Annotated in this window: 12 protein-coding genes; 11 read left to right on the top strand and 1 reads right to left on the bottom strand. The window is 39.3% G+C overall.

Features of this window, described 5'->3' with window-relative positions:
- Positions 1-254 precede the first annotated feature (254 nt).
- The 10 genes from rsfS to QV06_RS07635 all read left to right on the top strand — a co-directional run bounded on the left by rsfS (position 255) and on the right by QV06_RS07635 (position 10043).
- Positions 255-557: a ribosome silencing factor gene (rsfS, locus tag QV06_RS07680; protein ID WP_065234246.1), complete on the top strand. Its 303-nt coding sequence runs from the start codon at positions 255-257 to the stop codon at positions 555-557.
- Positions 558-561: 4 nt separating this feature from the next.
- Complete coding sequence (rlmH, locus tag QV06_RS07675) at positions 562-1032, top strand: 23S rRNA (pseudouridine(1915)-N(3))-methyltransferase RlmH (protein WP_065237627.1); 471 nt, start codon at positions 562-564, stop codon at positions 1030-1032.
- 5 nt (positions 1033-1037) lie between these two features.
- Positions 1038-2948: a penicillin-binding protein 2 gene (gene mrdA, locus QV06_RS07670; RefSeq protein WP_065237626.1), complete on the top strand. Its 1911-nt coding sequence runs from the start codon at positions 1038-1040 to the stop codon at positions 2946-2948.
- Positions 2945-4057, top strand: coding sequence for a rod shape-determining protein RodA (gene rodA / locus QV06_RS07665; RefSeq protein ID WP_065237625.1), 1113 nt, complete (start codon positions 2945-2947; stop codon positions 4055-4057). The genes mrdA and rodA overlap by 4 nt, the downstream gene beginning before the upstream one ends.
- 43 nt (positions 4058-4100) lie before the next feature.
- Positions 4101-4937, top strand: a complete 837-nt coding sequence (locus tag QV06_RS07660) for a septal ring lytic transglycosylase RlpA family protein (protein ID WP_065237624.1) — start codon at positions 4101-4103, stop codon at positions 4935-4937.
- 130 nt (positions 4938-5067) lie between these two features.
- Positions 5068-6252, top strand: coding sequence for a serine hydrolase (locus tag QV06_RS07655; RefSeq protein ID WP_065237623.1), 1185 nt, complete (start codon positions 5068-5070; stop codon positions 6250-6252).
- A gap of 137 nt (positions 6253-6389) precedes the next feature.
- A complete protein-coding gene (gene ybeD, locus QV06_RS07650; RefSeq protein WP_065234252.1) occupies positions 6390-6662 on the top strand; it encodes a DUF493 family protein YbeD in 273 nt (90 codons plus the stop codon).
- Between the two features lie 14 nt (positions 6663-6676).
- Positions 6677-7387, top strand: coding sequence for a lipoyl(octanoyl) transferase LipB (gene lipB, locus QV06_RS07645; RefSeq protein WP_065237622.1), 711 nt, complete (start codon positions 6677-6679; stop codon positions 7385-7387).
- Between the two features lie 11 nt (positions 7388-7398).
- The gene (gene lipA / locus QV06_RS07640; protein ID WP_065237621.1) at positions 7399-8361 is read left to right on the top strand and encodes a lipoyl synthase; all 963 of its coding nucleotides are present in this window, start codon (positions 7399-7401) and stop codon (positions 8359-8361) included.
- A gap of 152 nt (positions 8362-8513) precedes the next feature.
- Positions 8514-10043, top strand: a complete 1530-nt coding sequence (locus tag QV06_RS07635) for a YifB family Mg chelatase-like AAA ATPase (RefSeq protein ID WP_065237620.1) — start codon at positions 8514-8516, stop codon at positions 10041-10043.
- A gap of 37 nt (positions 10044-10080) precedes the next feature.
- Here QV06_RS07635 and QV06_RS07630 read toward each other — a convergent pair whose 3' ends face one another.
- A complete protein-coding gene (locus tag QV06_RS07630; protein ID WP_065237619.1) occupies positions 10081-10293 on the bottom strand; it encodes a hypothetical protein in 213 nt (70 codons plus the stop codon).
- Between the two features lie 730 nt (positions 10294-11023).
- Between QV06_RS07630 and QV06_RS07625 the strand changes: the two genes are divergently transcribed.
- Positions 11024-23725, top strand: a complete 12702-nt coding sequence (locus QV06_RS07625) for an Ig-like domain-containing protein (protein WP_065237618.1) — start codon at positions 11024-11026, stop codon at positions 23723-23725.
- The last annotated feature ends 164 nt before the right edge of the window (positions 23726-23889 follow it).

Raw genomic sequence — 23889 nt, 5'->3', positions numbered from 1 at the left:
TAGTTTGGCCGTTCAGATTATTGATAAACTTAAATTTAAGGTGAAATGCTAAGTATGTATTTACTGAGTCACAAAGTGAAACATAAAGGATTTTATCAACAAACTGATATGCTATGTAACTTGATTTAAATCGCATTCTCTAATTTTCACCTCACACAATTTTGTTCTAATTTCCCTCTACAAAAATATCGTGGTACAATTCGCCCCTTAAATTTTCAAGATGTATCATTTTTTAAGCAAAAAAGGGCTTTAGCGTGTTAGAAATTATTGTCGATGAACTAGATAATTTAAAAGCAAAAGATATTTTAGTTCTTGATGTGAAAGGCAAATCACCCATCACTGATCATTTAATTATCTGCACTGGTAACTCCAGTCGTCACGTCGCTTCTTTAGGCGAAAATTTAATGACAAATTGCAAACAAAAACAGATTGAAAATTTTGGTGCAGAAGGCTTTAACACAAGCGATTGGATTGTAGTTGATTTCGGGCAAGTTATGGTGCATATCATGCAGGAAGAAGCTCGCAATCTCTATCAATTAGAAAAACTTTGGGCATAATCTAATGAAAATACAGCTAATTGCCGTAGGGACTAAAATGCCTGCTTGGGTAACTGCCGGTTTTGAAGAATACCAACGCCGTTTTCCTAAGGATTTATCACTTGAGTTGATTGAAATCCCCGCTGGAAAGCGAGGCAAAAATGCAGATATTAAACGAATCTTAGAAAAAGAAGGTGAGTTAATGTTAGCTGCTTGTGGTAAAAATAGTATGATTGTTACCCTTGATATTCCAGGTAAACCTTGGACTACACCACAGTTAGCACAACAATTAGAAAGCTGGAAACAAGATGGTCGAGATGTCAGTTTATTAATTGGTGGTCCGGAAGGATTATCACCTGAATGTAAACAGGCTGCTGAACGTAGTTGGTCTTTATCACCGCTCACTTTACCACATCCATTGGTTCGTATTGTTGTAGCTGAAAGTCTTTATCGTGCTTGGAGTTTAACCACCAATCATCCCTATCATCGAGAATAATTAAGATGAAATTTTTGAAATTATTGCAAGAAAAGGAGACGATTCGTGACAATCAAGCAGAAAGTAATCTGTTTGCGCGTCGTGCATTAATTTCATTTATTGGTGTAATAATTCTGACTGGCGTATTAATTACCAATCTGTATAACTTACAAGTGGTGAATTATGAGGCCTATCAAACACGCTCGAATGGAAACCGGATTAAGTTACTGCCTATCGCCCCTACTCGAGGCATTATTTACGATAAAAATAATAAAATTTTGGCAGAAAACTTAACCTTCTTTGGTTTATATATTGTTCCTGAGAAAGTCGATAATTTGGACGAAACCTTTAATCAACTGCGTCAAATCGTCGGGCTTACTGATGATGATATTGAGGCTTTTAAAAAAGAGCGTCATCGTTCACAACGTTATACACCAATTTTATTAAAAGCCGATTTAAGCGAAGAACAGATTGCTCGTTTTTCTGTTAATCAATACGCCTTTCCAAGCATTGAAGTTAAACCTTATTTTAAACGCCACTACCTCTATGGTGAGCCACTTACCCATATTCTTGGCTATGTTGCCCGTATTAATGATCGCGATGTAGAACGCCTTAAACAAGAAGAGAAAGAAGCAAATTATTCCGGTACACACGATATCGGGAAGTTAGGGATTGAACGCTATTATGAAGATGTTCTACATGGACAAGTCGGTTTTGAAGAGGTTGAGGTCAATAGCCAAGGGAAAGTCATTCGTAAATTACGTGAACAATCTGCGATTGCTGGTAAAAATATTCGCTTGACCTTAGATGTGGATTTACAACGTTATATTTTTAATTTACTTGGGGAGCAAAAAGCAGCTGTCGTGGTAATGAATCCAAAAGACAGTAGTATTCTCGCAATGGTATCTACCCCAAGTTACGATAATAATCTATTTGTAGATGGTATTTCCTATAACGACTATCAACGCTTATTGAATGATAGTGATCGTCCTTTATATAGTCGTGCATTACAAGGCGCTTACCCACCAGCTTCTACTGTAAAGCCTTTTATTGCAGTGTCTGCATTGACTGAAAAGGTTATTACGCCAAATACTACTTTCGATGATCCAGGGTATTTTGCAATTCCTAATACAACAAAACGTTTCCGTGACTGGCTAAAAACCGGGCATGGTTCTACAAATGTAATCAAAGGTATTACAGAATCTTCTGATACATTCTTCTATAACGTTGCTTATCAGATGGGAATTGATCGTCTCTCAGAATGGATGCAAAAATTTGGCTTCGGTCAATCTACTGGCGTAGATATTTTAGAAGAAACTAACGGCGTGATGCCGACCCGCGAATGGAAACAAAAACGGTATAAAAAACCATGGTTCCAAGGAGATACAATTCCTGTTGGAATTGGACAAGGTTATTGGACTGCGACACCATTACAATTAGCCAAAGCGTTAGCAATCTTAATCAATAATGGCAAAGTGAATACGCCACATTTAATGCAAGAAATTATTGGTAACCAAGTTGAACCTTATCAAGATCAGCACCCTTACCCAGATATTACCGAACCGACCACAGCCTCTTGGAATATTGCTAAACAAGGGATGTATGGGGTGGTGAATAGTCCTAATGGAACAGCAAGAAAGGCTTTCGTTGGTACGCCTTACAAAGTGGCGGGAAAATCAGGTACTGCGCAAGTGTTTAGTTTGAAAGAAAATGAAACTTATAATTCTAAAAATTTATCTAAGCACCTGCACGACCACGCCTGGTTCAATGCTTTTGCCCCATTTGATAATCCAGAAGTCATTGTCACCATTATTATGGAAAATGCTGGTGGTGGTTCTGGAAATGCGGCACCGATTGTCAGACAAATTTTTGACTATTATTTTGCGCATAAACAAACAAATGGTGAATTTAATCCTAGCGGAGTATCGACACAATGACCGAAAAACATACAATAGTGTCCTTATGGCAGAAGTTACACATTGATTTAAAACTGCTTCTAGGTTTAATTGTCGTTGTTATTTATGGCCTAATCGTGTTATATAGTGCATCTGGCGGTAGCGAAAAAATGTTTGATAATCGTGTCATGCAAGTGGCAATGGGGTTTGCGGTAATGTTTATTTTTGCCCAATTACCCCCGCGATTTTATCAAAAAATAGCACCTTACTTATATATTGTAGGTATTATCCTATTGATTTTAGTAGATTTAATTGGAACTACCAGTAAAGGTGCACAACGTTGGTTGGATTTAGGTTTATTCCGTTTTCAGCCTTCAGAATTAATTAAACTTTCGGTTCCATTGATGGTGGCAACCTTTTTAGGTAAACGTCAATTACCGCCGAGTTTATTAAATACAGTAATCGCCTTACTGTTAATTATCGTACCGACGTTATTAGTTGCAATTCAACCTGACCTAGGTACATCAATTCTTGTTGCAGCATCAGGTATCTTCGTGGTATTCCTTGCTGGCATGAGTTGGAAATTAATTGCTTCCGCCATCGTTGGCGTAGCAGCTTTTATTCCTGTGTTATGGTTTTACTTGATGCATGATTACCAAAAAACACGGGTATTAACCTTGCTTGATCCAGAAAAGGATCCATTAGGTGCAGGTTATCATATTATTCAATCTAAAATTGCCATTGGTTCTGGTGGGTTGTTTGGTAAAGGTTGGATGATGGGAACGCAATCACAATTAGAATTCTTACCTGAACCGCATACTGACTTTATTTTTGCAGTATTGAGTGAGGAGCACGGTCTAGTTGGGATTATTATTTTATTAACGATCTATTTATTTATTATTGGGAGAGGATTAATTATTGGTGCGAAAGCACAAGATGCCTTTGGTCGTATTTTGACTGGCGCTTTAACATTGATATTCTTCGTTTATGTCTTTGTTAATATTGGTATGGTGAGCGGTATTTTGCCTGTTGTAGGAGTTCCATTACCACTAATCAGTTATGGTGGGACTTCATTTGTGACATTAATGGCCGGTTTCGGGTTAATAATGTCAATACATACACATCGACGAATGCTTTCTCATGGAAGCTAATTTCCATTTGAGCAATCAAAGAAAGTTAGGGAACATATTTAATATGAAACTAAAGAAATATTTAACTGTATTGGCTACGTTATTTTTTCTGTTTCAGACGTCTGTTGCGTTAGCCAAGACAGAAGTAAAAAATGAAACTAAGAAAGTTTATGGTATTGCGGGTCCAAAGTTACAATATCATCCTAAAAAGAACACAAGTAGAACTTATATCGTAAAAGGTGTACGGTATCGAACCGTTACCTCAAAAGAAGCTAAAAATTATGCCAAGCAAGGCAAAGCGACTTTTTATCATTCTAAATTTGTAGGAAGAAGAACATCAAGTGGCGAGGTTTATAATGAAAAACTCTTCACCGCTGCACATAAAACATTACCATTGAACAGTTATGTATTAGTGACTAATTTACGTAACCACAAAAAAGTTGTAGTGCGTATTAATGATAGAGGACCTTTCCATTCCAACCGTATTATTGATCTTTCTAAAGCTGCAGCAAAAGAACTTGGTATGACAGCGCGTGGTGTTGCCAATGTCAAATTAGATATGGTTATTATTGATCGTAATGGCAACTTATCAGGTAAAGGCGGAATTACATTAATCGCTTCACGCCAACAAATGCAAGAGGGTGCCACGTCTGAGTTAAATACGCAAAAAGTAAACAGCCAATTTAAACTTACCGCAAGCAATATAGAAAGTAGAGAAAAAGCAGAGCAATTAATCTCTGACCTTGCAATGAATGATGTTAAAACAGAAATCACCCAAGAAGGTGACAAATTTAATATCCATTTTGGTCCATTAGTTGATCAAGCTAAGGTAAATAGCATTAAACTCGCCTTTTCTCGTTTAAATCCAGAAAATAGCCAACTTTACACTTATCGCTATTAATCTGTAAGACTTAAAGGTTTAAAACCTTTCCTTTATCGCGATATAATTATACGCATTCAATGTCGGCACAACACAGCGTTTCCAGCAATGTGTTGTGCCATATATTCAAATAAGTTGTAAGGAAGAAAACATGTCATTGTACTCTAAAAAACTGAAAAAACTCGTGTTAGCCGGTTTACTCAGTTTTTCTAGCATTTCTATTGCATATGCAGAAGGTGTTTATGATATTGCACCACCACAAGTTAATGCACAAACTTATATTTTAATGGATTACCACACAGGCGCTGTGTTAGCTGCACTAAACCCAGATCAAAAACATTATCCTGCTTCATTAACTAAACTGATGACCAGTTACGTGATTGGGCAGGCACTCAAAGAGGGCAGAATCCACAATACTGATATGGTTACTATTGATGAAGAGTCTTGGGGGAAAAACTTCCCTGGTTCATCAAAAATGTTCCTTAATGTTAATCAGCAAGTGTCAGTTGCTGATTTAAATAAAGGTATTATCATTGCTTCTGGTAATGATGCTTGTGTTGCAATGGCAAAATATTTAGCAGGTTCACAAGCCAACTTCATCAATATGATGAATCAATATGTTGATCAATTTGGCTTAAAAAATACCCACTTTGAAACAGTGCATGGGTTAGACCATGAAAACCAATATTCAACATCACGCGATATGGCAATTATCGGTGCGAAATTAATTCGTGACTTACCAGAGGAATACCATATTTACTCTGAAAAAGAATTCACGTTTAATAATATTAAACAGCAAAATCGTAATGGTTTATTATGGGATAAAAACCTCAATGTTGATGGTTTAAAAACAGGCCATACTGACGAGGCTGGTTATAATCTTGTTGCTTCTGCTGTGGATAATAATATGCGTCTTATTTCAGTCGTTATGGGGGTAAGTTCTTTTAAAGGCCGTGAAGTAGAAAGTAAAAAGCTCTTACAATGGGGATTTGCTAACTTTGAAAATGTCAAACCATTAGTAGCAAATCAGATAGTATCTGAACAACCAATTTATTATGGTAAAGAGAGCAAAGTAAAATTAGGCACACTTTCAGACGTTTATTTGGTTATTCCAAAAGGTAAGAGTCAATCTGTTAAAGCACGTTATCAACTTAACCAAAAATTCTTAGAAGCCCCATTGAAGAAAGGCCAAGTCGTGGGTTCAATTATTTATCAATTAGATGGCAAAGATATTCAAACTGCAAACCTTCAAGTTATGGACAATGTTGAAGAGGCTGGTTTTGTTGGCAAAATTTGGGATTGGATAGTGCTTACAGTAAAAAGTATTTTTAGTTAGAATAGTTCCCTTTAAGTAGTTTGTTTATTCCTTGAAATTTATCTAACCCACCCCATATGCGGTGGGTTAAATTCCATTGATAACTTGCCTATTTGGTTTATAACAAAACAGTTATCAAAGAAAAAAGAGAAGAGATCATGCAACAAGAACAACCAAAATTAAAAGATTTATTAGAGTTTCCATGCGACTTTCCTTACAAAGTCGTTGGTTTAGCTCATCCAGAACTTACCGATCGTGTCCTTGCCGTTGTGCAACAACACGCGCCGGGTGATTACAGCCCATCTATCAAACCAAGCCGTAACGGTAAATACCACTCTGTTTCTATTACCATTACTGCACAAAATATTGAACAAGTGGAAACACTGTATAAAGAGCTTGCTGAAATTGAGTTAGTAAGAATGGTGTTATAACAAGGATGGTATCTATGGGAAGTACAACAGAACATCTTGAACAGCAAGTGATTATTCGTCAACTTGGTGTGCAACCTTACGATACCATTTGGCAGCGTATGCAAGAATTTACCGATCAACGCACCGCTGAAACTATTGATGAAATTTGGTTAGTCCAACACCCACCTGTTTTTACTCAAGGGCAAGCAGGCAAAGCGGAACATATTCTAACCAAAACTGATATTCCAATTGTGCAATCTGATCGTGGTGGACAAGTAACTTATCATGGGCCAGGTCAGCAAGTTATGTATATCCTCGTGGATATCAAAAGACGAAAATTAATTGATAAATTGTCTGGCAATGAATCACCATTATCCGTAAGAGATCTCGTGACCGATTTAGAACAGTGCGTGGTAAAAACATTAGCGGATTATGGCATTGAGGGCTATCCAAAGCCAGATGCACCCGGTGTTTATATTGATAGTAAAAAAATTTGCTCACTTGGATTACGGATTCGCAAAGGTTGTTCTTTCCATGGTTTAGCATTTAATATCCATATGGATTTATCACCATTCCACACCATTAATCCTTGTGGTTATGCTGGTTTAGAAATGTGTCAATTACAAGATTTTATTGATACAGAAATTACTTGTGCAGATGTCGCACCAAAACTGATCAAACATTTTACAGATTTAATCGGCTACCAACAGTTAAGCTATGTTGATGGCTTTCCCGACAACAAATAAGGAATATTAATATGGGCACACCATTTAAAATGGAACGTGGCGTGAAATACCGTGATGCGGCGAAAACGTCAATTATCCCAGTAAAAAATATCGATCCAAACCAAGAATTACTACCAAAACCTGAATGGATGAAGATTAAACTTCCTGCCACTTCAGAGAAAATTCTTAATATCAAAAAAGCAATGCGTAAAAATGGACTCAATTCAGTGTGTGAAGAGGCGTCTTGCCCTAACTTAGCTGAGTGTTTCCACCATGGTACAGCAACGTTTATGATCTTAGGTGCGATCTGTACTCGCCGCTGTCCATTCTGTGATGTTGCCCATGGTAAACCTTTACCACCAGATCCAGAAGAACCGAAAAAACTCGCACAAACAATTAAAGATATGGGATTACGTTATGTAGTAATTACATCAGTTGACCGAGATGACTTACGTGATGGTGGTGCCGGACATTTCGCCGAATGTGTTAAAGAAATTCGCACCTTAAACCCAAATATCAAAATTGAAATTTTAGTGCCTGATTTCCGTGGTCGTATTGAAGTCGCATTAGAAAAACTGTCAGAAAATCCACCTGATGTATTCAATCACAACTTAGAAAACATTCCTCGTTTATATAAAGAAGTGCGTCCAGGTGCTGATTATCAATGGTCATTACGTCTGTTACGTGAGTTCAAACAGATGTTCCCACATATTCCAACCAAGTCTGGTTTAATGGTTGGTTTAGGCGAAACCAATGAAGAAATTCTTGAAGTGATGCAAGACTTACGTGATAACGGTGTGACAATGCTAACATTAGGTCAATATCTACAACCTAGCCGTCACCATTTACCCGTTGCTCGTTATGTACCGCCAACAGAATTCGATGAGTTCCGTGCGAAAGCTAAACAAATGGGCTTTGAACACGCCGCTTGTGGTCCATTCGTTCGTTCATCTTACCATGCTGACCTACAAGCCAAAGGTGTTGAGGTGAAATAATCTCTTCTTTCTATATACAGTTACCCACAAATGAATATTTCCATTTGTGGGTTTATTTTTCTTTCACGATCCTGATCGCAAATCAATATATTTTTTCACGTTGTTCCCGTAAAAACTTTTATCTTTAATTTTATTTAATTAACGGGAAAACTATGTCATTAGCTGTTGTCTATAGCCGTGCTTCTATTGGTATTGAAGCACCACTGGTTACGATTGAAGTGCATATTAGTAAAGGATCGCCGGGCTTGACCCTTGTTGGTTTACCCGAAACCACCGTAAAAGAAGCCAGAGATCGTGTCCGCAGCGCATTACTTAATGCCAATTTTCGTTATCCTCCACAACGTATCACAATCAATCTTGCTCCAGCAGATCTACCCAAAGAGGGAGGCCGTTTTGATCTACCTATTGCCTTAGGCATTCTTGCTGCCTCAGGGCAAATTGATGCTAAACGATTACGATCGTTTGAATTTGTGGGAGAGTTAGCCTTAACGGGTAACTTACGTGGTGTGCAAGGTGTGATTCCTGCTATTCTTGCAGCACAAAAAGTAAAACGAGAGTTGATCATTGCTAAACAGAATGCAACAGAAGCAACATTAGTTGCCAATACACAAACCTATTTTGCTGATTCACTATTAGAAGTTGTCAGTTTTCTCAATCAACAACATACCTTACCTATTGCTCAAACATTAGAGATTACCGAGCAAAACTCTTCACATTCTATCCTCGATATGACCGATATTATTGGCCAACAACACGCTAAACGTGCTTTATTAATTGCTGCGGCAGGGCAGCATAATCTCTTATTTCTTGGTCCACCCGGAACTGGAAAAACTATGTTGGCTAGTCGTTTAACCACTCTACTTCCTGAAATGAATGAACAAGAGGCTATCGAAACAGCGGCAATTAACAGTTTAGTGCAACACCGTCTTGATTACCGACATTGGAAGCAACGTCCATTTCGTGCACCACATCATAGTGCTTCGATGGCAGCATTAGTCGGTGGTGGCACGATCCCGAAACCCGGTGAAATCTCTTTAGCACATAATGGTGTCCTTTTTTTAGATGAACTCCCCGAATTTGATCGCAAAGTCTTAGATGCCTTACGACAACCATTAGAAAGTGGAGAAATTGTTATTTCAAGAACATCTGCTAAGGTCACATTCCCGGCTAAGTTTCAACTCATTGCGGCGATGAATCCAAGCCCAACCGGGCATTATCAAGGTACGCATAATCGCACTTCACCACAACAAATTATGCGGTATCTGAATCGTTTATCTGGTCCGTTTTTAGATCGTTTCGACCTTTCGATTGAAGTGCCTTTATTACCACAAGGCACATTACAACAATTACCTAAAGATGAAAACAATAGTGAAAAGTTACGCCAGCTAGTGATCCAAGTACGGGAACAGCAGCTTACTCGCTCAGGTAAGATTAATGCCCATTTATCAGGCAAAGAGATTGAGAGATACTGCAAATTACAACAAAATGATGCTGTGTTTTTAGAAACCGCATTGAATAAATTGGGGTTATCGGTGCGTGCTTATCACCGTATTTTACGTGTTGCACGTACTATTGCCGATCTTGCCAATGAATCCGATATTCAGCGTACACATTTAGCCGAAGCGTTAAGTTATCGGGCAATGGATCGTTTATTACAACGGTTAACGGCAGGAATGGAATAGGTTGGTATTTTTCTCTAATTATCAGTTAGGTTTTGCCCTAAAGGACAACTTCATTTTCTTTTATATTGGCAGGTAATGTAGTAAATAGATAACCATTGTCATCTAATGTAATTTCTGTCAATCCCATTAATCTCAATTCATCTTTCAGTAAATGTAATAAATCCCATTGTTGTGGGGTACTTAGTACAGTAGAATTTTTGGGATCAGAGGTGGTATAAGTTTTTACATATTGTGTAAGGTGTTCAATCAATTAGTGTTTTATTGCGATATTGATATTAGCCATAGTTATATAATTTTCAGACATCATTTCTATATCTTCTATTAAATAGGTTAATCAAAAGTGTTGAATAGTATTTTTTATAATCATTCAAGTTGTAATGAAAATTTAGAGAAAAGCACTAATCTTAATCCTATTTTAACAGATAATATTTTGTGCCACCGCTACAATACAAATTATCTAAACTAAAATCAAGTATCACACCATCTTTCAACAAGGCAGGTATAAAACCTGCTGATGAGTAGTAGGTAAAGGCTTATTTGCCATCTTATGTAAACTGAATTTGTAAATGAGTAACTAACAGCGGGCTATGTCGATTGGCACTTTTATCATGATTGTCACTCTTGGCAATCGTATCCAACCAACAAAACAATAGTAAATTATTACCTATTGATATGATAGGTAACTCAATATTATGCAAATTTTTTAATCAGATAATTATATAATGTAAACTTATATCAGTTATTTGTTAAATTTTTTTGATGCATAAATTTAACAAATTGTGAGGTATGAGCGTCATATTTCTATCTTTAATTATTTTAACTAAATGATTTTATTGCTTTTTTTTTGAAATTTTTGACTGGTTCGGGGGGGTTAGTTGTTGTAAATATCTAAACAAATAATATAGAATTCCGCAACTTTATCAATACTAGACAATAGCATACATTAGTTTTAATTATTAATGATAACTAGAGGGTTCTACATGGCTTTAATATTGATTGCAAAGAAATCTGGTAAAAAAGTTAATTTGTCAAAAGTAGCTAACAATGGGAAATATACTGAGTTAGCAGTGCCAGGTGAAGAATACTATCTAATTGATACGGTAACAGGGAAAACACCTGAAGATGTTAAAGTGACTCGTAGTGGTGATGACTTAATTATCCGTAGTGAAAAAGAACATATGGAAGTCATTATTGATGAGTTTTGGCACGAATGTACACCTAACGATCAATGTTATGCACTGTTTGATGTACCAGCTACCGAAACTGCTGAAGCTGGTCAAGTTATCGTAACTCAAGTTGGTGCGGACGTTAGTGCATTTGAAGCTGGTATGGTAGGCAGTTTACCAGAAGGATATACAATCAGCCCTTGGCTAGCAGGTATTGGTGCAGCCGCACTATTAGGTGGTATCGCTACAGGTTCTGGTGGTAGCAGTGGTGGTTCTCATCAATCAGCTAGAGATACAACTGCGCCAGAAATTAAAAGTGGTAGCTTAGAGGTATCAGGTGATGGAAAACACGTAACGGGTAAAACAGAGCCAGGTGCAACAGTCACCATTAAAGATGGTGATACTGTGATTGGTACAGGTACAGCTGACCAAAATGGTAATTTTGATGTAGCAATTAATCCACCAAAAACTAATGGTGAAACATTAACTGTTACTGTTAAAGACGCAGCTGGCAACACATCAACACCAAGTTTAGTACAGGCAGACGACACCACGGCACCAAATGCACCAACATTAAATGATGACAGTCAAGATCAAACACTGAATGCGACTGATGACACTAACATTTCTGGTTCTGCACCAGATGCTAAAGGTGGTACAGTAACATTAGTAGATGCAGATGGTAATCCAGTGACAGATGCTGATGGTAATCCAATCACCGCTCCAATTGATAATGACGGTAATTTCGATTTAGACACAACCGGTGTACCGGATGGCAATTATGGTGTTCAAGTTAAAGATGAAGCTGGTAACCCAAGTACAGACAATACGCCAATTACTATCGACCGCACAGTACCTGTAATTACTTCTGTCGCTTTTGCAGATAATAACAACCCGGCAGACAATCAATTAACTCGTAATGAAATTGGTACTGATGGTAAAACATTGGTTAATGTTAACTTCGACAAAGCAACTGTTAAAGTTGATGATATTATCAAGGTCAATGGTGTTGATCATAAAATTACAGCGGCTGATATTACTGCTGGTCAAGCCCAAGTTGAAATCCCAGTAGGTATTGAAGCAGGACACCAAGGTATATTATCTATCACAGCACAGATTACAGATACTGCAGGAAATCAATCTAACACTGCTGCTGATTCAATTGAAGTTAATCGTGCCGTAGATAGTGTTCCTCGTGTGGTTTATAGTGATGACGCCAATAAGGATGGCACTTTATCCGGAGCAGAAATTGGTTCTGACAATTCAGTGACAGCACAAATTGTATTACCAAAAAATCTATCTGATGGTGATAAAGTTACTATCTCAGGGCAAGTTTATCCTATTAATGTTAATGATAATAAGGTTGGTGATTTCCCTATTAAAACCAATGCAGAGGGGAATCCATATATTGAAGTACCTGTAGATGTTCCTACAAATTCTATAAAGATTACAACGCCAGTTGTTGTAACTGTAGCTGGTAAAGATACAACCCTAGCACCTGAGATTAAAGTAGATACCGTAGCGCCACAATCTGCACCAGAGCTTACTGTAGAGGGTTTAACGGCTACCGATACCATGATTAATGCCGCTGAAGCAAAAGATGGTTTAAACCTTACTGTGACAATCCCTCAAGGTACACAAGAGGGTGACCACATCATCATTAAAGACGGCACTAAAACATTACTAGACCGTCCACTTACTCAAACAGAAGTTGATAATGGTACGGTGGTACTCAATACCCCTGCTCCAGTAAATGGTACAAAAGTTAATTTAACAGCAACAGTAGCAGAACCAAGAACAGATGGCATTGCTCAAACTTCTACTCCAGTAACCGCAACAGTTGATACTTCCGTACCTGGTGGCGTTGATGCTGACGGTGATGGTTACGGAGATAAAGCGCCTACTATTAACTTTACTCAAGATACACAACCTGAAGATGGTAAATTAAATGCCGCAGAGCTGAATGGTCAAAAAGCAGCAATTACTATTAAAGTGCCTACAGACGGCGTTGCGATTAATGACACCTTAGTTTATACCGTTAATGATGGCACTGAAAAAACTGTGACAATTACGGCGGCAGTTAAAGAAAACGGCTTTACTGTACCAGCAAATGAGTTACCAGCAACAGGTACAATTACGGTTAAAGCCTATGTAAAAGACAATTCAGGCAATCGCTCAGTTGAAGCAGAAAAAGAAGTTAAAATAGATACTCAATTAGGTAAACCAACTCTTACTGCGAAAGAAGATGGTTCCGTAGATATCAGCTTGCCTCAAGATGCAGAAATAGGCGATACAGTTAAAGTGGAATATACCGATGAAGCAGGTAAACCACAAACTGTTACCTTGACCAAAAGTGATAGTGGTTGGACATCAGACAAACCTGAGCTTATTGCTAATCCAACAGGTAATACTGCTACTCTTCCTGAAGACGGTATTAAAGAGAACACACCGGTAACAGTAACGGCTAACGATACTGCTGGTAATACCGCATCAGTAGACTCATTTACTGCGCCTGATGTAACAGCACCTTCTGAACCAGAACTTACGGCAAATGATGATGGTTCAGTGAAACTTGATTTGCCAACTAATGCTAATCCAGGTGACCAAGTTAAAGTTACTGTGACGCCTGAAGGAGCGACAGAACCTACAACAGTAACTTTAACCAAAAAAGATGACGGTACTTGGGAATCAGATGAGCCTACGATTGTTCCAGACACAACGGAGGGTAATAAAGACACTACTACTATCCCTGAAGACCAAGTAAAAGATGGTAGCCCAATAACTGCCGTAGCGACTGACGGTACCAACTCTTCTGAACCGAAGACAGTAGATGCGACAGACAAACGTATGCCAATGCTTAGCTTAACCGGTCAAAGTGATAATAAGATCTTAGATAAGACCGAAGGTAACAACATCACAGGTAAAGTTACTTATAACAGTACTGATGCTAATGCTGACTCTGCCGAAAGTGCAACGGTTATCTTGAAAAATGCACAAGGTGAGCAAGTGGCTGAAACAACAACGGCTGATGACGGCATATTTACCTTTGCAAGCGTGGCTGATGGTAAATACAGTATTGAAGTGACTAGTGCTTCAGGCGAAACTGGTACACCAATCACTGATATTCTTGTCGATCATGTAGCACCAACAGAACAAGATATTAAATTAGCGCATGATACAGGTACAAATACCACAGATGGTATTAGTAAAGATGGTACATTAGAGGTGCCTGCTGGTGACAATATTAAAGTAACGGTGGGAGGCAAAGAACTTACTCCAAATAATAATGGTAAGTACGTCCTAGAGCCAGGCGAGTATGCGGCTGGAAGTATTAAAGTCACTGTTAAAGATGCTGCTGGTAATGAAACAATTTCTACCAACGCTCGACCAATTACAGTTGATGTTACAGCACCAGCTCAACCTACAATTAACCCACAAGCTAACGGTAGCGTAAGTATTACCTTGCCAAGTGAAAATGTTGAAGCAGGCGATACCGTTGAAGTGGCATATACTGATGAAAGTGGTGTAAAACAAACGGTTACCTTAACCAAAGATGAAAGCGGTTGGACATCAAACAAACCGAACTTGATTAGCAATCCAGACGGTGATACAGCAACTATCCCTGCTACCTCTGTGAAAGATGGTGGCGAGGTAACTGCTGTCACTAAAGACTCTGCGGGTAATGAAATCGCAGCAACACCTCAAAATGCAGGTAACAACCCTGATACTACAGCACCTTTTGCACCAGTACTTACTCCAAAAGCAGACGGTACAATGGATGTTGAGTTACCCACCGATGCTAATCCGGGCGATAAAGTTGAAATTACTGTCACACCAGATGGTGAAACGCAATCTACAACGGTAACTTTAACTAAGAAAGACAACGGTACTTGGGAATCAGATAAACCTGAAATTATTAATCATCCAACAAGTAATAAGGCAACAATTCCTGAAAACCAAGTAAAAGATGGTAGCCAAGTAACAGCGGTAGCGACCGATGAAGCTGGCAACTCTGCTGCAGCGACTCCTAAGAATGCAACCGATACCCGTACACCAGTGATTAGTCTAACTGGTGAAAGTGAGGGTGGCGTTTTAGATGCGACAGAAGGTGGTCGAATCACAGGTAAAGTAATCTATAATGGCACAACAGATGAGGCAGAGGGTGCAATCGTTAAATTAGTAGATGAACAAGGAAACCCTGTTGTAGTCGATGGACAAGAAGTTAATGTTGCAGTTGGTGCTAACGGTACATTTACATTTGACAGTGTACCAGATGGTAAATACAGCCTTGTTGTGACCAGTGCATCGGGCAAATCAGGCACCCCTATGAGTATCATTGTTGATCATTCTGTACCGGGTGATAGAAATGGTGATCATGTTGCGGATAGCACAGAAGGAGAAATCCCTGTTGTTAAATTTGTGGATGATAAAAATCCAACAGATGGTGTCTTGACTCGTAACGAAGTCGGCTCTAACGGTAAAGTTAAAGTTGAAGTGACTTTACCTACTGCCAATGTTAACAAGGGTGATACAGTTATTCTTACAACTAATGGTAGCGAAGAACCTGTTAAACACACCATCACAGCAGCTGAAGCTCAATCACACAAAGCAACTATTGAAGTTCCTGTGGGTACTATTGGTGCAGAAACTCAAGAGAATTTAACTGTATCGGCTAAAGTTGTAGATGCGGCAGGACAATCTTCTCAAGAAAGTAATAGCACTATTCCTGTAGATAGAACCGTTAACGGTACCCCATCTATTGAGTACATTGAAGATACTGGTTCAACCGTAAACGGTACGCTTGTAGGTAAAGAAGACGGTATTCTCTGGGCAAGTGAAAATGCCGGTGATGATAATAGCAACTCAACTACCGTTAAAGTGAATTTACCGCAAGGTATCGGTGGTATAGAAAATCCAAATGATGCAGTAAACATCACCATCAATGGTACGGTTTATACCTTAGCAGCTGATAAAGAAAGTGTTACTGCTGACAATGGTACGACGATCTACGCAATTCATCGTCCTTCTGCAACTGATAGTTTTGACCCTTATGTCGAAATTCCGGTAACTACCACAAGTATCTCTGAAATCAAGGCTAAGGTTGAGGTTTCTTATACCAAAGCAGGTGCAGCAGAAGTAACTAATGCAACTACAGAAGAGGTGACTTTAACCATCGACTCTGCGGTACCAGGTGGTGATACCGATAACGATAACGTTGGCGATGCCGCACCAATCTTAACAATTACAGAAGCTGCTAATGGAGTGAGTGCAGATGACCTTTCTGATAGTAAAGTTGAAGCACAAATTACATTACCTGTTGGTGTACAAGTGGGCGACCATATCATCTTAAAAGATGCTAGCGGTAACGTTTTAGCGGATGTACAAGTTGATGCAGATAAACAACAAGGCGATATTGTTACAGTTGACATTCCAAAAGCAAAATTACCTGATGGTGATTACAGCGTTACTGCAATTATTAAGGAAGATGGTGAGCACGGTCGTGAATCAGCCGTATCAGATCCTGTTGAGTTTAAAGTAGATAGCGATGCACCGAGTGCACCGACACCTGTTGCAACACCAAACGGCGGTGTAGATATTACTTTACCTGCTGATGCTCAAACTGGCGATCAAGTTGAAGTGAAATACACCGATGAAAATGGTAACCAACAAACTGTGACTTTAACCAAAGGTAATGACGGTTGGGCATCAGACAATACAGAGGTTATTCCAGATAGCAGTACAGATGAAGTAACATTACCGGCTAACCAAGTCAAAGATGGTACACAGGTAACTGCGACAGCAAGCGATGGTGTCAACCCAGGCGCATCGGTTAAACCTGTCACAGTCAAAGATATCCGTACACCTGTGGTTACTCTAACCGATCAAAGTGCAGACGGTAAATTAACTAAAGTTGATAATGAAACCAACACAATTACTGGTAAAATAGCATATTCAGATGAGGATTCTGCTGAAGGAGCGACTGTCATATTAGTTGCTGAAAACGGAACCGAAAAAACTGCAACAGTACAGCCTGATGGTACATTTAAGTTTGAAAATGTAGATGATGGTGTTTATACCATTAAAGCCATTACAACAGGCGGTGTAGGTGCAAGCAATACAACAACAGTAACAGTAGCACTTAACAGTCCTGCTGATGCAAGCATTACCTTGAAAAATGATAATGGTACTAATGCTAACGATAAGATTAGTAATGACGGTACATTAGCCATTGACCCTAAAGGTGCGACTATTATTGATGGTAGTGTTGAATACAGTAAAGATGGCACGACTTGGACAGATGTACCTGTTGTTGATGATAAATATGTCTTACCTGAAGACGGTACTTACAGCGTCCGAGTGACTACTGAGGATAGTGTGGGCAATACCACCACAACCAAGGTAGATGGTTTTGTAGTAGATAAAACACCTCCTGCCGATGCAATCATTAAATTAACTAGCGATACTGGCGAAAGTGGTACTGACAATATCAGTAAAGAGGGTGGGCTTACCATTACACCTGCTGGCGATGCAAGTATTCAAACAGTAGAATACCAAAATGCCGCTACTGGTGTATGGACGCCATTAACTGGTCCTGCCTATACCTTACCAGCAGGTACTTATGCAGCTGGTGCTATTAAAGTAACGACTGTTGATACAGCAGGTAATACTAAAGAAACCTTAAATACTGATTCAATTACTGTGGATACATCCATACCAACCAAAGCAGATATTACATTAGCAAATGATTCTGGCACAGCTGGTGATGGTATTAGTAAAGACGGTACTTTAGTAACACCTAAAGTTGAAGGTGAAAGCATTAAATCCGTAACAGTAAACGGACAAGCATTGTCACCAAATGCGGATGGTAAATATGTTCTACCTGACGGTACTTATACCGCTGATGCTATTAAAGTAACCGTTGTGGATAAAGCCGGTAATGAAACAGTATCTACTAATGCAGCTCCTATTACAGTTGATACAACATTACCGACAGCACCAATAGTTGAAGCTGCGACAGAAGATGGTGATGGTTCAGTAGCAGTTGGTTTACCAGATGATGCGAAAGTTGGCGATAAAGTAGAAGTGACCTTTACTGGCGAGAACGATCAGCCTGTAACCATTACCTTAACCAAAGGTGAAAACAGTTGGACGCCATCAGCTGATTTACCTGATGACGTTATATTAACTGACAATACCGTGAAGATTGGTGAAAATGCGGTTAAAGATAGTACGCCGGTAAATGCGAAATCTATAGATGTCGCAGGTAATGAAAATCTAGTAGGTGCAGCAACGGCAGGTAACGACGCTTTATCTACTACTCCATCTGTAACTGTGGTAGTAGCTCAAGATGGCTATGTTAACAAAGCAGATTTAGCTAATGAAGGTCTAATCGGTACTACAACTAATGCCCCTGATGGCTCAATAATCAAACTGTTAGACAAGAACGATCATCCAGTTGATATTGGTACTATCAGCGTTACAAACGGCAGATTCACTATCCCAGCAGATAAAGTGCCAGAGGGTGACTACAAGATTACCGTAACTACTCCGGCAGCTGATGGTGGCAAAGTATCTGCACCTACACCACTCTTTACTGTGGATAAAACAGTAGCTGCACCGACTGTTACCGCAGCGATAGCAGATAATGATGGTTCAGTTACCGTTGGTTTACCAGTTGATGCAAAAGTAGGTGACAAAGTTGAAGTTTCTGTAACTCCAGAGGATGCAACAGAACCGGTTACAGTGACTTTAGAAAAACAAGCAGACGGTACATGGCAATCAGATAACACCGATATTGTTCCAAGCACAACAGCGGACAATAAAAATACGACAACGATCCCTGAAAATGCGGTTAAAGATGGCAGCACAGTAACAGCGAAGTCAGTAGATGCGGCAGGTAATGAAGCAGCAGAACAATCTGCAACGGCAGGCAGTGATGAACCTAAACCAACCATCACAATGGGCGATGAAGTTAGTAGCGGTGTAAATAAAGCAGAGTTATCCGACGGAGGTATCAGCGGTACAGTAAACAATGCTCCAGCAGGTGCACAGGTTCAACTTTATAAAGGTACAACCCCAGTTGGTGAGCCAACTACTGTGGGAACTGGAGGTGCGTTCACTATTCCGAATACCGGAAATGCGATTACCGATGGTGACGACTACACTGTTAAATTGGTAAGTGATACCTCTGTTGCTTCAGATCCATTTAAAGTGGATACAACCGCACCAGCCGGTGCAACCATTACATTAGTAACGGACACTGGTACGCCTAATGACAAGATTAGTCAAAACGGTGAATTAAATATTACTCCAGCTGATGATGCAAACATCGTTGCTAATAGCGTGAAGTACAGTACAGATGGCGAGAATTGGACAAGTGTACCTGTTGTTAATGATAAATATGTATTACCGGAGGGTGGTACTTACCAAGTTCAAGTACAAACCCAAGATGAGGCGGGTAATGTTAAGACTACAACTGTTAATGGTTTTGTGGTAGATAAGACAGCACCTCAAGCAGCTGTTACAGCTAAAGATGACGGTTTTGTAGAAATTACTTTACCTGCACAGCCTGAAGATGGTGATAAAGTAGCGGTTACCTACACACCGACAGATAAACCTGAAACAACAGTAACTTTATCTTATGATAAGAAAACAGGTACTTGGTTAGGATTACCTGAGGGCTCAGCGCTTACCTTCGCTGATGGCAAAGTTACTATTCCTGCTGATGAAGTGGCAGACAATACCACTGTTAAAGCGGTTGGTAGTGATTTGGCAGGTAATACACAAGCAGTTACCGATGGAATCAATAGTGTCACGGCTTCAGCAGCACCGGTCGTAGCTGTACCAAGCATTACAATGGGTGATGAAGTAACTAACGGTGTGAATGCTAAAGAGTTAGCAGATGGTATTAGCGGTAAAGTCGAGAATGCTCCGGAAAATGCACAAGTTCAGTTGTATAACGGACAAGGTACTGCAATTGGTTCACCGGTTAATGTGAAAGCAGACGGTACATTCATTATTCCGAAAGATGGTATTACGGATGGTGAGAACTACACTGTGAAATTGGTTGATAACAACAATGTAGCTTCTGATGCGTTTGCAGTAGATACTGTTGCACCTAAAGGAATGGTATTGATTGATAAGATAGTGGTTAGCGAGAGTGGTGATAGAAGCGGTTCTGTCGATATTACCTTGCCAAAAGCAGAGTTGAAAAATGGTGATAAAGTAGAAATTACCTATACACCTACGGGCGCAGAGCAACCGACAACCACAACATTGACTTATCAAGATGGTAGTTGGGCAGGTGATTTACCGACAGGTTCGACGAATGAAAATGGTACAATTACTATTCCAGCATCATCGTTAAAAGCAGACACACCAGTGACAGCAATCGCTAAAGACGTTGCTGGTAACGAACGTGCGGCTATTGAATCATTGAAAGTTGTCTTCCCAAGCGATGATCTAAGCAATAATGATGCTATCAGCGGTTACGATGTAGTGTTGAATGGTCCGGAGGCAGAGAGTGTGTCAAGTAGTTCAAATTACCGAGTATACCTCCCTGAAGGTACTAAAGCAGGTGATGTCTTAGAGATTCCAGTGGCTGGTCGTAATTTTCCTTATCCTTTAAAAGGAGACGACAGTGTAATAGGAGGTATTCATACGGATGATAATGGAAATTTATATACAGAATTTCCAGTTACTGGGCTAGACTTCTACAAAACTGTCGATGGAAGCAAAGTACTGAAAGAAGGTCCATACGAGTTTACTTATACATTGAAACCGGGAGCGAATAATGATTCTAATCTGACAGCTCCTATAGGAAGTAAAACTAAAATTTATATTGACGCAACTGCGCCGACAGTAGATGTTGCTACTACTGACACTACCGCAACAGTAACCTTGCCGACAGAAAGTGATGCTGCTTCAGTAACTGTTAAAGTTGGTGATGCTACTGTTACCTTGGTGAAAAACGATTCTACTTGGACTACACAAGCAGGTAGTACGCTTACACCAACCATTGAAAATGGAAAAGCTGTATTCTCTGGTTTAGAAGAAGGTACAACTATCACAGCGACAGCTATCGATAGCGTAGGCAACATATCAGAAGTCAGCAAAACAACACAAGCTCTACCGATGTCTATCACTACTGTATCTGTAACGGATGAGGACAACAGTATAGATGATACACAAGTTGTTGATAATGATGTTAGCTTCTCTTATACCTTGGCGGGTAAACTTGATCAAGGTAAGCTAATTCGTATACGTGTCGTTGATGAGAACGGTGCTTCTGCGGGTGAAACAAAATACTTCACTCCAACTCAAGGTGCAACAACGGGTTCGCTTGCTTTACCATCAGTTAATGGTAAAAACTTAAAAGTTGTTGCTGATATTGTAGATGCCGTTTACCGTGATAGTGCAGTTGCTGGCTCTGCTAAAAATGCGGATTTTACTGTGGATAATATCAACTCATCAGAAGTTATGTTTGATAGTAACAATCCGAATGCTGTTACTGTAGATGGAACGCCATATAACTTTGGTACTGCTCAGAATGATAAAGTAAAAACGGCATCTGATGGTTCCAAAATTTATAACCCGAAACTTGACTGGCTCATGCGCCCAGATGATGAAGATGATGGTGACTATTTCCGTGAAATAGCAGGAACCAGCCACGATCAAGCACCAAACTGGCGTGATAATGGTAATAGAAGTTATAGTTGGGCTGGTACAAATGCCAACGATGTAATTATTGCCGCATCTGTACAGACCGATGAGTTTGTGACCGAGAGACGTTGGAAAGGTGTTATGGGGGCTGCTGATGATGCCGTATTTAATATTGATACAGCGGCAGGTAATGACTATATTGAAGCAACAGGCGGTATTACTGGAGCAACAAATATTACTACTGGTGTAGGCGATGACACTATTAAAACTGTTTATTTAAATGGTAAACAATTGTTAGATAGTAATTTCAATGGTGCACAGCAAATTTCTATGGGCGATGGTAATGACCAGTTCTTAGTAACAGGTAACGCAGCTACAGTAGAGTATACAGCTACCGTAGGTAACTGGAATGACCATAATTCCGCACTGTACAACACCAATAGTAAGATTGATATGGGTAATGGTAATGATATCCTGAAAGTTACTGGAGGATTTATCCTCGCTGCCAATGAAAGTAATATTGGTAATTACTTTAGCCTAGGTTCTGGTAACGATGAGATGGAAACTAAAACTATCTCTAGTGAAAAACATACTGACCAAGGTTCTAACATTATTAACTTGGGCAGCGGTTACGATAGATTAACTGTTAACGGCGATATTATGGGTGAGCAAAATGGATCTTATAATGCCAGTGAAATTCATGATCATGAAGATTGGCAAGCTCGCTTCCTGTTAATGTCCAAAGACAGTAGTGATGTACATATCACCGGTAATGTCGGCGGTAAAGTATCCATGTTGATGGGTAATGGCGATGACAATATCCGTATTGATCAAGAGCTATGGATGGGTAATCAATCCAATGTAATGGATTGGCTATCTATAACTCTCAATAGAGCTAACATTGCTGGTTGGAATAATTACTACGTCAATGAAAACAGCGCAGATTTGCGTGATGATATTAATACTGCATTGTCAAGCGGTGTGACAAATTCCGGTGCTTCAGGTTTGGGCGTGACTTATGTTACCAAACAGCTTAATCCAGAATGGCAAGCAGATGATAATATTGAGAATTTTGCTGCCCGTATCGGTTTGGGTAACGGTGATAACTACCTTGCTGTTGGTGGTTCGGTTACCAATGCCAATATCTTGAGTGGTACTGGCAAAGATGTGGTTAAATTAGGTTTCCATCCAGATCAGTCTGGAGATGCTTCATTTAACTGGAATGCTGCTACTGATAATACCAAAGTATGGACTGGTGCTGGTAATGACTTAGTAATGATGGTTAATGTTGCTAATAATGTTAGGGTATATACTGGCGCTGATAGCGATGATATCCAACTCTATAATGTCAATGGTACAAACAATAGAGTAGAAGCTGGAGACGGTAATGATATTATCCGCTTATACGGTAAAGTTACCGGCAGCAAAACCAACATCTTTGACGGTAATAACGGTTACGATACAGTAATTATCGGTACTGCTGAAGATGGTGGCCACAATGGCTTTACCATTAGTGGGGTAAATAAGACTATAGATGATCACAGCCAACTTTGGCATATCGAAGAAATTCAATTTGGTTCAAATCTCAATAGTAATGGAGATAATAATAGTGGAGACTGGATCAAAATCAATGATAATGAGCCTATTAGTGACTCCGGTAAATTGTTTATCCGTGATGAAGATGGCAAGGATTTGAGTGCTAACCAAGTAGATATCAGAGAAACAGGCTGGAAAGCAAACGGTCAAACCTTTAGCGATCATGGTGATGGTATTACCTATGATGTTTATACTAATACTACCAATTCAACAGCAGGTACGTTGTATATCCAACACGGTATTGATGTATTGATTTAGTCAAGCACCAATAAAACACAAAACCCACCCTACTTCGGTAGGATGGGTTTTTCTTTATGGTTAAATAGAAATTTGCCAAAGACAATTTATCTAGATTTTGTTAGTAAGATAGCTAACTTAAATAGCAACGATTTTCTCTATTTATCAGCTAAACTTGTATAAAC

Source organism: Gallibacterium genomosp. 3 (genome assembly GCF_001678475.1).
In the GTDB taxonomy this organism is placed as follows: Bacteria; Pseudomonadota; Gammaproteobacteria; order Enterobacterales; family Pasteurellaceae; genus Gallibacterium; species Gallibacterium faecale.
The sequence above is the reverse complement of the archived record's forward strand: the minus strand, read 5'-3'. Positions and strand labels throughout refer to the sequence as shown.

Bases quoted from the DNA above. Each gene is read 5' to 3' on its own strand.
- rlmH (WP_065237627.1), top strand. From the start codon at position 562: ATGAAAATACAGCTAATTGCCGTAGGGACTAAAATGCCTGCTTGGGTA.
- mrdA (WP_065237626.1), top strand. From the start codon at position 1,038: ATGAAATTTTTGAAATTATTGCAAGAAAAGGAGACGATTCGTGACAAT.
- rodA (WP_065237625.1), top strand. From the start codon at position 2,945: ATGACCGAAAAACATACAATAGTGTCCTTATGGCAGAAGTTACACATT.
- QV06_RS07660 (WP_065237624.1), top strand. From the start codon at position 4,101: ATGAAACTAAAGAAATATTTAACTGTATTGGCTACGTTATTTTTTCTG.
- QV06_RS07655 (WP_065237623.1), top strand. From the start codon at position 5,068: ATGTCATTGTACTCTAAAAAACTGAAAAAACTCGTGTTAGCCGGTTTA.
- ybeD (WP_065234252.1), top strand. From the start codon at position 6,390: ATGCAACAAGAACAACCAAAATTAAAAGATTTATTAGAGTTTCCATGC.
- lipB (WP_065237622.1), top strand. From the start codon at position 6,677: ATGGGAAGTACAACAGAACATCTTGAACAGCAAGTGATTATTCGTCAA.
- lipA (WP_065237621.1), top strand. From the start codon at position 7,399: ATGGGCACACCATTTAAAATGGAACGTGGCGTGAAATACCGTGATGCG.
- QV06_RS07635 (WP_065237620.1), top strand. From the start codon at position 8,514: ATGTCATTAGCTGTTGTCTATAGCCGTGCTTCTATTGGTATTGAAGCA.
- QV06_RS07625 (WP_065237618.1), top strand. From the start codon at position 11,024: ATGGCTTTAATATTGATTGCAAAGAAATCTGGTAAAAAAGTTAATTTG.